This is a genomic window from Caldanaerobius fijiensis DSM 17918, assembly GCF_900129075.1.
Taxonomy (GTDB): domain Bacteria; phylum Bacillota; class Thermoanaerobacteria; order Thermoanaerobacterales; family Caldanaerobiaceae; genus Caldanaerobius; species Caldanaerobius fijiensis.
Window position 1 is genome coordinate 1 of the sequence record NZ_FQVH01000015.1, and the last position, 10,867, is coordinate 10,867.

The following is a 10,867-nucleotide window of genomic DNA, read 5'->3' on the forward strand; positions in this document are numbered from 1 at the left end:
ACGGAACTGCTGCACACATCGGAGAACAAAACGTACGGCAGTTTCAAGCAGATGATAGAGAAGTACGATAAAACGGTATTGCCCAAATTGAGCAACAGGAGCAAGTTGAGAGCGTTGATGCGGAAATACAGAAAAAGACTGAAGAAAGAGACATCTGAAGAAAAGAAGCAGAGATTAAGGGAGAAGATAAGCAATATCAACAGGATGCTACAAGGCAGGAAGGCCCTGAACCGTGTTTTGAGGTCTTATGAACATGCCGTGAAGAAGGAAATAACCCTTGCGGTGAAATTCAAATGCATATGCTGCGGATATGAAGATGATGCGGACCATGTGGGTGCAGTGAATATAAGGGCACGGGCGGAAGATAAGGAGATAGGAGAGATAGCAGAGAGGTACAGATACAACAAGAAGAGAAGGCATGAAGAGAGAGGTTCACACATTATTTCATTATACCTCTTGTTAACCAATATATGTTAACGTATAATTATTTTATAAAAGTAAAGGGGGACTTTTGTATGTATAAAATGACTTCTCATGAAAGGTTTTCGCGCATGTTTGAGCACAAAGAAGCTGACAGGATACCTATTATTGATGATCCATGGGAGACTACCATTGAAAGATGGCATAGGGAGGGGATGCCTGAAGGCGTAAGCTTTGTGGAATTTTTTGATCTGGATCGAGTTGCTCATATAAGTGTAGATAACAGTCCGCGATATGAAGCCAAAATTATTGAAGAAACTGATGAGTATAAAATATATACAACGTCGTGGGGTGCTACTTTAAAAAGTTGGAAACATATCACATCTACTCCAGAGTTTTTGGATTTCAGGATAAAAGACAGAATAAGCTGGAAAGAGGCCAAAGAGCGGATGGTGCCCTCTAGGGATAGGATTCCGTGGGACTATCTTCAAGCTAATTATAAAAAGTGGAGAGAAGAGGGGTACTGGATACAGGCCGGTTTGTGGTTTGGCTTTGATGTAACGCATTCATGGACAGTGGGCACAGAAAGGCTATTGATAGCGCTTATAGAGGATCCTGAGTGGTGTATTGACATGTTCAACCATTTCCTGGATGTCAATCTTGCTCTATTGGATATGGTATGGGATGCTGGTTATCACTTTGACAGCGTATTCTGGCCAGATGATATGGGCTATAAAAACAACCAATTTTTCTCCGTCAATACCTACAGGAATCTACTAAAACCTATCCACAAAAAAGCTATTGATTGGGCTCACAGCAAAGGAATCAAAGCACACCTGCACTCATGTGGTGATATCAGGCCATTTATACCCGAGCTGATAGATATTGGCCTTGATGCGCTAAATCCTCTGGAGGTCAAAGCGGGTGTGGATACAATAGAATTAAAGAAAAAGTATGGCAAGGACCTGGTCTTACACGGAGGCATCAATGCGGTACTGTGGAATGATAGAGAGGCTATAGAGGCTGAGATAAAAGAAAAAGTGCCTGTATTGAAGGAGTCTGGAGGGTATATTTTCTCCTCTGATCACTCGGTGCCTGATACGGTTAGCCTTGAGGATTTCAGGCATATAGTAGAATTGGCTAAGGAAATGGGAAAATATTAAGGCTTTTAGCTACTTATTAGGCTAAAAGCCTTAATAATAAAAATATAAGGGGGGAGGATGAATATGAGCTTAAAAGAGAAGAAATTGCTTGTTAATGATGGCTGTACTGGCTGGCGGATAGTCATAGGAGATGATGCATCACCATCTGAGAGATATGCCAGTGAGGAATTACAGCATTTTATAAAAGAGATATCCGGCGTATGTATACCTATAGTGAAAGATTCGTGTGAAAAGAGGGAAAACGAAATCATACTGGGCAATAACAAACATCTATCTCAACTAGGGCTTGATATAGACTGGCTAAAACTCGGTGATGAGGGCTTTATAATTAAAACAGTGAACAGCAATTTAATCATTGCTGGTGGAAAACTTAGGGGAACCCTATATGGAGTGTATACTTTCCTTGAAGATTATCTTGGTTGCCGATGGCTAAGTTCAAAAGTAAGTTCTATACCCAAAAGGAAAATAATTGAGATCCCAGAGATTGATATCGAACAAATTCCGGTACTAGAATATAGGGAACCATTCTATTTTGATGCTTTCGATGGAGATTGGTGTGCCAGGAATAAATGTAACAGCAGTTTTGGAAGATTAGAAGAAAAACACGGTAACAAGATGAAATATTCAACCCACTTTGTACACACATTCAATGAATTGGTACCTGTATCGGAGTATTTTGATACACATCCAGAATATTTTTCTGAGGTTAATGGTAAACGCATTTCTGAACATACCCAGCTTTGTTTGACTAACGAGGATGTTTTCAAAATTGCTCTTGATAGAGTTAGAGAATGGATTGAAAAAGAACCGGATGCAAAAATATTTTCGGTATCCCAGAACGATTGGTATAACCCTTGTCAGTGTAAAAACTGTAGAGAAATAGATGAACGAGAAGGAAGCCACAGCGGTACTTTGCTTTACTTTGTCAACCGGATTGCTGAAGAGATAGAAAAAGACTATCCGGATAAATTAATAGATACATTGGCGTACCAGTATACAAGAAAGCCACCGAAATACGTTCGACCGAGAAAGAATGTTATTATAAGGCTTTGCAGTATAGAATCCTGTTTTTCTCATCCATTTGAGGAATGTGACGCTGTCAGTTATCCATTTAGGGATAGGGTGGAGGAGGGCTCTTCTTTTGCAAAGGATTTACAGGAATGGGCTAAGATTACTGATAGGTTGTATGTGTGGGACTATGTGACAAATTTCGCGCATTATATAATGCCTTTCCCGAACTTGTATGTACTCCAACCCAATATAAAATTTATGATAAAAAATAATGTAAAGGGAATTTTTGAGGAAGGTAACTATTCACAGGGCGGAAAAGGCGAGTTTGCAGAACTTAGAGCATATGTGCTGGCTAAGCTGCTGTGGAATCCCGATTATGATGTTGACCTTGCAATAAATGAATTTTTAATCGGATATTACGGCAGTGCTGCAGCGCCTATAAGGCAATATATCGATATGTTGCATAGAAAAGTTGTAGATGAGAATATACACGTGGGTATTTTTGATCCACCGACAAGTAAGTATTTATCAAAAGATATTCTGGAAAAAGCTGAAGAATTATTCGACAGGGCAGAAATGTTGGCTGATAACGATGAGATACTTGAAAGAGTGCGCATTGCTAGATTGCCAATAGAATATGTAAAATTATCTACAACGCCAGGTTATTATCCTAACAGGGCTGAATTAGTTAAGAGCTTTTTTGCAAAGATCAAGAAAGCTGGAATTACACAAATAAAAGAAGGACAATCCCTTGAAGAGTCTCAGCGAATAATGGAAAAAGGAAAGGAGTGTGTTATATGAAAGACGATGTCAATAAAGATCCTGTCGATTATGTTAAGCCATATATAGGATCTATTGGACATTTACTGACGGCAACATCACCAACTGTCATGCTTCCCCACAGTATGGTTCAAGTGTCACCTGTTTTTACTCCAGGGATAACGGATGTATACTTAGCTGATAAAATATATGGTTTTCCTGTAGGGGCATGCACTATTATGCCTACAGTAAATTGTGATGAGATTCAACCTTCAAAATGCGCATCGTCATTTGATCATGATTTTGAAACAGCGACGCCATATTATTATTCGGTTTTACTGGAAGATTATGATATTACTGTTGAGTACACCGTTACATATCATGCCATATATTACCGATTTACGTTTCCGGCTTCTGCGAATTCTAACATACTTATCAGTGCACTGGATGCTGGTGAACTTGAGGTCACAGATTTCAGGGTAGTAAAAGGATATTGCATATTAAATGGTATGAAGCGTTATATATACATGGAATTTTCCAGGCCGTTTGAAGGATATAGTGTATATAAAGAGGGAAGGCAAGAAATTGTTCAACAAAAAGCATTTAAGCTTGAGGCCGAAAAAACAGGATTTGCCGCAAAGTATGAAACATCAGATAAAGATTGTATTGAAGTAAAAGTAGGGTTGTCCTATATAGATGTAGATCAGGCACACCGAAATCTTGTGACAGAGATACCGGATTGGGATTTTGAGAGTATCAAAAGTCAGGCCAGAGATATATGGAATAACGCATTAAAAGCCATAGAAGTTAAGGGTGGAACAGAAAAGCAACGCACTATATTTTATACCGCGCTTTATAGAGCCATGAGTCGCATGGTTAATGTGACAGAGTATGGCAGGTATTACAGCAATTACGACAAAAAGGTTCATGACTGCGAAGGTCACGATTTTTACGTAAATGATGGGATATGGGATACCTATCGCTGCATGCATCCACTGCAATTGCTTATAGACTCCAGAAGGCAGATGGACATGATACGTTCGTACTTACACATTTATGAGAACACAGGATGGTTACCGACTTTTCCTCATCTGGAAAGAGACCTGGATGTAATGATAGGCAATCACGCAGCGGCTTTTATATTAGACGCATATATGAAAGGCTATAGGGATTTTGATGTAGAAAAAGCTTATGAAGCCATGAAAAAGAATGCCATGGAGTGCACCAAATTGCCGTGGAGGAAGGGTCCGCTTACAGAGCTTGATAAGGTATATCTTGAAAAGGGCTTTTTCCCGGCGTTGGATAAAGGAGAGGAAGAAACGGTAAAAGAGGTCCATCCCTTTGAAAGGCGACAGGCCGTGTCTGTTACATTAGAATGGTCTTATGACGATTGGTGCGTAGCTCAAATGGCGAAAGCATTAAATAAGGAAGAAGATTATAGGTATTTTGCAAAACGGGCTCAAAATTATAAGAATCTGTACAATGAGCGGATAGGGTTTATGGCTCCAAAGAATGCCCATGGCGAATGGGTTAAAGATTTTGATCCCAAATTAGGTGGAGGATTAGGTGGAAGGGATTATACTACAGAATGTAATTCCTGGATATATACATTTCACGTGCAACACGATATCGATGGCCTCATAGACCTTATGGGCGGTAAAGAAAAATTCGCTGAGCGATTGGATGCCTTATTTACAGAACAATATGATGGGCCTAAATACAGGTTTTTGGGACAGTTCCCGGACTCTACAGGTTTAATTGGCCAGTATGCCCAGGGGAATGAACCAAGTTTTCACATCCCTTATCTGTACAACTATGCAGGTCAGCCATGGAAAACGCAGCGCATAGTGAGAAAAATAATGGATATATGGTATGGCGATGGTCCGCTGGGCATATGCGGTGATGAAGATGGTGGTGCTATGTCGTCATGGTTTGTATTTTCTGCCATGGGTTTTTATCCGGTATGCCCGGGCAAGCCTGTTTATGATATTGGAAGCCCGATATTCGAAGAAATAAAAATTCATATAGATAACGATAAAGTCTTTACGATAAAAGCCATTAATGTTTCCAGTAAAAATAAATATATCCAGTCCGCTGAATTAAATGGAAAACCCTTAAATGAGCCGTGGATTAAACATGAAGATATTGTCAATGGCGGCACACTGGTATTCCATATGGGGCCAAGACCCAATAAATCATGGGGTATATAGGAGCGTATTATACAATGAAAAGACCAGGCAAAAAGACATAACAAAAATTTTTATGCCTGGTCTATTTGTCTCAATACCAACCTATGCCAAAAATCTTCCTAAATAAGTAAATGGTTTATCCGTAATTTTTTTTATATTGTCTTCATTTTTCTTGTCATATACAATAATGGCACATGTGGCTGGACCTCCAGATTTTGACATATCAAAGTAACCATGATTTTCCATATCAATTCTATATCCATATATTTCAGCGAGTACAGATAATTCATACTTTATCCCTTTAGAACCAACAGGCACAGCTTCTACAATATCAGGAGTATTTGATATATTTATATAATCCTTCAATGTCAGTATATCATTATAATTGATTACCTCTTTTCCTACCCGCGGGTATCCAATTAGCGCAATATGCATGCCACTGCGAACTTTTTTAATCTTGAGCTTTGAACGGTCTGCTTTGCTTATTACAGTTATTCCTATTGCTGTCATCTGTGTAACAAAGTTTTCTTCAGTGCTTCCTGTTAAGATTACGTCCGTTAAACCATTTTCATTTAGTTCCTTTTCAATACCGTTTATGATTTTTATACCCGTAGGATTCATTTCGTTTGATATAGTGTCGGATATAATTACAGGTTTTGCACCAAGAGATAGTGCTTCAGATAGAGCTACTTTTACTGTCATTCTTCCAACTATTTCCTCGTCAACATGTAATTTATCATATTTCTTATTGCCTATTGAACCGAGGCTATCACAAGTAACTATGATAGCTTCATTGCCAATATACATGATCAGCGTATCTCTATACCTTTCTATCATAAACTATTCCCCACTTTATTAATATTTTGTAAAGGATTCCTGCCAACAGTACATTGACGAAAGATCCTATGGTCAATGGTAGAACCCAGCTGACGAAGAAGCCCCAACCAAATACTGGAACCATCAAAAGAGTTGCAATAGGCCCATTTAGTACCGTACCGATAGCAACAGCTATGTAGATATTAAATTTTTTGTAGGCAAGCCTGAATAAGTATGCATATATTGCCATTTGAATTGCTATATAGATGTGATTAGTGATACCAAGCGGGAAACCTGTCGTAATAGCTGTTAACATATGTCCCAGACTTATTACTGTAGCGCCGTAGCCTCCACCTAGGTAAAGTGCTGCAAGATATCCAGGCAGTGAGTCAAACGCCACAGTATTGAAAATCTTGATAAGAGCGCCTACTGCGCTGAGAGCTATAAGCATTGCCAGCAATGTAATGGTCTTGACATTTTTCTAATAAGTTCCCGATTTAAGCATAAAACACTGAATCGGGAACTTTACCCTCATTGAAATTATCATATGCATAGTGTGATGTCAATATATATATTTTTTAAAGCAATTTTTTTAAATATGGTATAATGTAACTGTGAGAAAGATTAGCTAGGATATTGAATTAAGGAAAGGAGGGGGATTTCTGATGGATAAGCTTTATGAAAATATCTTATCTGAGGTAAAGAAGTTACCTATAATAGATACCCATGAGCACCTAGATATGGAAGAGCATAGGGTGAAAAAAGGTGTGGATTTATTTTCACTTTTTATGACCCACTATGCTTCTTCGGATCTAATATCAGCGGGAATGCCTGTTGAAGACATGGATAAGCTAAGGGGAAATCAGCTGGACATTGATGAAAAGTGGCGGATTTTTAAGCCCTACTGGGAAAGGGCAAAAAATACATCCTATTGCCAGTGTTTGTTGATAGCGGTGAAAGACATATATGGTGTAGATGATATAAACGACTTTACATACCAGGAGTTAAACGCACGTATTGTGTCTATGAATAAACCGGGTTTATACCGCCGCATCCTCAAAGATATGTCTCATATCGAATTGAGCATATGCGATGTATACTGGCCGGATCCATTTTTGCTGGACGAAGAGTTTTATCGCCCAGCAGTCAGGTTTGATGAGTTTATCTTCGTGGAATCCAGCGACGATATATCAGCTCTTGAAAAAAGACATGGGCGTTATATCAACAGCTTGAACCAGTGGGTGAGACTGCTGGAAGATACCATGAAAGAGTATAAAGAAAAATATCATATATGTGCTGTTAAGTCCGGCCTCGCTTATTCTAGGATATTGAGGTATGAGCGGACCGATTATTCAGAAGCTGAAGCCATATTTAATCAACTTTTATCAGCCAGAGGCGTCGGATCAGAATTTTGCATACAGACAAAGCCCCTGCAGGATTATATGATGCATAAAGTGGTACAGATTGCCAGTGAGATGGATTTGCCTATTCAGATACATACGGGTCTCCAAGAAGGGAACGGCAATGTAATTACAAATTCCAATCCATCCCATCTAATAAACCTATTTATGGATTACCCACAGGCGAGATTTGACATCTTTCACGCTGGTTATCCTTATGGCGGAGAATTATCAGCTATAGTAAAGAATTTTCCTAACGTCTACGCAGACATGTGCTGGGCCCACATAATATCCAGAGAGTATGCAGTTCGCATATTGGAAGAGTGGCTGGACACTATACCAGCTAACAAGATATTTGGTTTTGGTGGCGATTATATATTTGTGGAAGGTGTGTACGGGCATCAGGTCATCGCCAGAGAGAACATTGCAAGGGCATTGGCTAACAAAGTGGAAAAGGGATATATAAAAGAGGGACAATGCTTGGACATCGCACAAAGGCTATTGTACCAGAATCCAAAAGATTTTTTTAAGCTTTGAAGCTTTGTAAAAAATAAGGTTGAAAGGAAGGGGGATAAATATATTGCATAAAGAAGCAATTTATCACAGGGCTGAAGGGTCTTATGCATATCCATTAAGTGAAAATGAAATAAGGTTGATTTTAAAGGCAAAAAGGGGAGACTTAAAGAGGTGCTATGTTCTCTACGACGATAGGTATACAGGGCCGGGCACAGAAAAAGTAGCAGAGATGACGAAAGTTTGCTGGGATACTTTATATGACTATTTTCAGGTTGATATATATTCGGACACCAGGAGGATACGCTACTTTTTTTATCTGGAAGGTGAAAATGAGCATATATGGTATGCCGAAGGGGGATTCTCAGAAGTTAGGCCTTTAGAGGGTCATTTTCAATATCCTTATATATGCAAAGCAGACTTGTTTAAAGAGCCTTTATGGACTAAAGGTGCTGTTATATATCAGATATTCCCGGACAGGTTTTATAACGGTGATAAAAACAATGATCCTCCAGGTTGTAAAAAATGGGGCGAAGCTCCGGACAGTAAGTCTTTTTTTGGCGGCGATTTAAAAGGCGTAATGTTAAAGCTTGATTATTTAAAAGAGCTGGGTATTGATGCCATTTACTTTACACCGATTTTTGAATCGCCTTCCAATCATAAATACGATACTACAGATTACTATAGGGTAGATAAGGCTTTTGGAGATTTAGACACTTTAAGGCAGTTGGTGGATGAGGCGCATCAGCGCGGAATAAAAATAATTCTTGATGCCGTTTTTAATCACTGCGGCAAGGACTTTTGGGCATTTAAAGAGGCTGTATCTAAAGGTCCTGGTTCAAGATACTGGCAATGGTTCAATATTTACAGTTACCCTGTTAAAGTAGGTCCCAATCCCAATTATGAAACCTTTGCCAATGGTGTGTATACAATGCCAAAGCTCATGACCTATAATCCTGAAGTCAGAGAATACCTGCTTGGAGTAATAAAGTATTGGACAAAAGAGGTTAATTTAGATGGCTGGCGACTGGATGTTGCCAATGAGATAGACCACTCCTTTTGGAGAGAATTCAGGAAGATAGTGAAAGACATCAATCCGCAGGCGTTTATTCTAGGAGAGGTATGGCATGACGCTTTGAAGTGGTTGGAAGGAGATCAATTTGATTCAGTGATGAACTATCCGTGGAGGGATTTGGTAGTAAAGTTTTTTGCAAAGAACACCATTGATGCAGAAGCCTTTGACTGTGAACTGGCACGATTGAGGATGATGTATACCAGTGAAGTTGTATCAGGGCTTGTTAACCTCATTGATAGCCATGATACGCCGCGCTTTTTGACCCTTTGTAAGGGGGATAAAAGAAAATTGATGCTGGCAGTGGTTTTTCAGATGACGTATCCTGGGATACCGATGGTATATTATGGGGATGAAATAGGTATGGAAGGGGATAATGACCCAGATTGCCGCAGGACCATGATATGGGAGGAAGATAAACAGGATAGAGATATTTATGCTTTATATAAAAAGCTCATAAGTATACGCCATAGTTTTCCATGGCTTGCTAATTCTATTTACCGTACATGGCATGTAGATCCGCTGAAGAACATTTACGGCTATATAAGAGAGGGAAAAGAAGAGCGCATATGGGTTCTTATAAACAACAGCGGCTTATATAATACATTGAAATTGCCGTTAGAAAGCGGAGGAAAGGTTGTGGATCTCTTAAAGGGAGAATATTATGATGTAAAGGATGGAATGGTTACGATAGCTCTACAGCCTTATTCAGCAGTGGTTTTAACAGATGTGAACCCAGAATCCGTGCGGCGGGAATGAATGAGAGTATTGTACTTTTGTGTAGCAAAAAGCATTTCTAAAAAATATATTTTCCTTTCAGATGGGAATAGAAAGGATCTGTTCCCATTTGAAAGGAAAATTGCCTGATCTTAAATCTGCTCCTTTCTCTTAAATATTTATCACCATTGTTTATAAATATTGTAAATTGCGAATTGAGGTGCTGAAGATGATACTTGACAAAAATATAGCGGCAAGAGTAAAATATAGTTCGTACACTAAATATTTCGATGCAAAATATTTGAATACAAAAGTTTGTGAACTGGTGATGAGCCATGGAAGAAGTAAGCAATGGAATTAAAATACTTAAAATGTTAAAGCAGATAATGTATATTATAAAGCAAAAAATGAAGTATGAGTGTAAAGATTTGGATATAACAGGGCCGCAGGGCATACTAATGGGTATACTGACCCATTACGGGGAGATGAAGATAAGTGATATAAGTAAAAAGCTTGGGTTGTCAAATAGCACTGTTTCTGGTATTATTGACAGACTGGAAAAGCACGGTTTAGTTGAAAGGATAAGGAGTACCGAGGATAGAAGGGTTGTTTATGTGAGGGTAACACCAGACTTTAAAAAAACTTTTCAGAAGTATTTTAGTGAGGCAGAAAGGAGGTTTGAAGAAGCAATAAACAAAGCTACTCCTGAAGAACTTAACAAAATATTTGAAGGTTTAAATACATTAAAAGAGGTATTGGAGAGGCAAAAAGAGTGATAAATTGACATCGATCTTAGCGAGGAGAAGG

8 protein-coding genes and 1 pseudogene are annotated in these 10,867 nt (G+C 38.8%); 7 read left to right on the top strand and 2 right to left on the bottom strand.

From position 1 onward, the window contains the following. From BUB87_RS14370 to BUB87_RS07380, 4 genes and pseudogenes are all read left to right on the top strand, one after another. A pseudogene (locus BUB87_RS14370) lies at positions 1–477 on the top strand (hypothetical protein); the annotation flags it as partial. A 38-nt stretch (positions 478–515) separates the two neighbouring features. Then, on the top strand, positions 516–1,583 hold the full coding sequence (locus BUB87_RS07370) for a uroporphyrinogen decarboxylase family protein (RefSeq protein WP_073343502.1): 1,068 nt from the start codon (positions 516–518) through the stop codon (positions 1,581–1,583). Between the two features lie 63 nt (positions 1,584–1,646). Then, positions 1,647–3,395 carry a DUF4838 domain-containing protein gene (locus BUB87_RS07375; RefSeq protein WP_073343504.1) on the top strand — a complete coding sequence of 583 codons (1,749 nt, stop codon included), beginning with the start codon at positions 1,647–1,649 and terminating at the stop codon, positions 3,393–3,395. Then, positions 3,392–5,563, top strand: coding sequence for a GH92 family glycosyl hydrolase (locus tag BUB87_RS07380; protein WP_073343507.1), 2,172 nt, complete (start codon positions 3,392–3,394; stop codon positions 5,561–5,563). The genes BUB87_RS07375 and BUB87_RS07380 overlap by 4 nt, the downstream gene beginning before the upstream one ends. A gap of 81 nt (positions 5,564–5,644) precedes the next feature. Here BUB87_RS07380 and BUB87_RS07385 read toward each other — a convergent pair whose 3' ends face one another. Beyond that, entirely contained in the window at positions 5,645–6,379 is a 735-nt protein-coding gene (locus BUB87_RS07385; RefSeq protein WP_073343510.1) for an AIR synthase related protein, read from the bottom strand. After that, positions 6,363–6,818 (bottom strand): ECF transporter S component, encoded by a 456-nt coding sequence (locus BUB87_RS07390; protein WP_268761610.1) that lies wholly within the window; start codon positions 6,816–6,818, stop codon positions 6,363–6,365. Before BUB87_RS07390 ends, BUB87_RS07385 begins: the two co-directional genes overlap by 17 nt. Positions 6,819–7,023: 205 nt before the next feature. Between BUB87_RS07390 and BUB87_RS07395 the strand changes: the two genes are divergently transcribed. The 3 genes from BUB87_RS07395 to BUB87_RS07405 all read left to right on the top strand — a co-directional run bounded on the left by BUB87_RS07395 (position 7,024) and on the right by BUB87_RS07405 (position 10,836). Then, positions 7,024–8,295, top strand: a complete 1,272-nt coding sequence (locus tag BUB87_RS07395) for an amidohydrolase family protein (RefSeq protein ID WP_073343512.1) — start codon at positions 7,024–7,026, stop codon at positions 8,293–8,295. A 43-nt stretch (positions 8,296–8,338) separates the two neighbouring features. After that, on the top strand, positions 8,339–10,102 hold the full coding sequence (locus tag BUB87_RS07400) for an alpha-glycosidase (RefSeq protein WP_073343515.1): 1,764 nt from the start codon (positions 8,339–8,341) through the stop codon (positions 10,100–10,102). Positions 10,103–10,395: 293 nt separating this feature from the next. After that, positions 10,396–10,836: a MarR family winged helix-turn-helix transcriptional regulator gene (locus BUB87_RS07405; RefSeq protein WP_073343517.1), complete on the top strand. Its 441-nt coding sequence runs from the start codon at positions 10,396–10,398 to the stop codon at positions 10,834–10,836. Positions 10,837–10,867: the final 31 nt, after the last annotated feature.

Bases quoted from the DNA above. Each gene is read 5' to 3' on its own strand.
- BUB87_RS07375 (WP_073343504.1), top strand. From the start codon at position 1,647: ATGAGCTTAAAAGAGAAGAAATTGCTTGTTAATGATGGCTGTACTGGC.
- BUB87_RS07380 (WP_073343507.1), top strand. From the start codon at position 3,392: ATGAAAGACGATGTCAATAAAGATCCTGTCGATTATGTTAAGCCATAT.
- BUB87_RS07370 (WP_073343502.1), top strand. From the start codon at position 516: ATGTATAAAATGACTTCTCATGAAAGGTTTTCGCGCATGTTTGAGCAC.
- BUB87_RS07405 (WP_073343517.1), top strand. From the start codon at position 10,396: ATGGAAGAAGTAAGCAATGGAATTAAAATACTTAAAATGTTAAAGCAG.
- BUB87_RS07395 (WP_073343512.1), top strand. From the start codon at position 7,024: ATGGATAAGCTTTATGAAAATATCTTATCTGAGGTAAAGAAGTTACCT.
- BUB87_RS07385 (WP_073343510.1), bottom strand. From the start codon at position 6,379: ATGATAGAAAGGTATAGAGATACGCTGATCATGTATATTGGCAATGAA.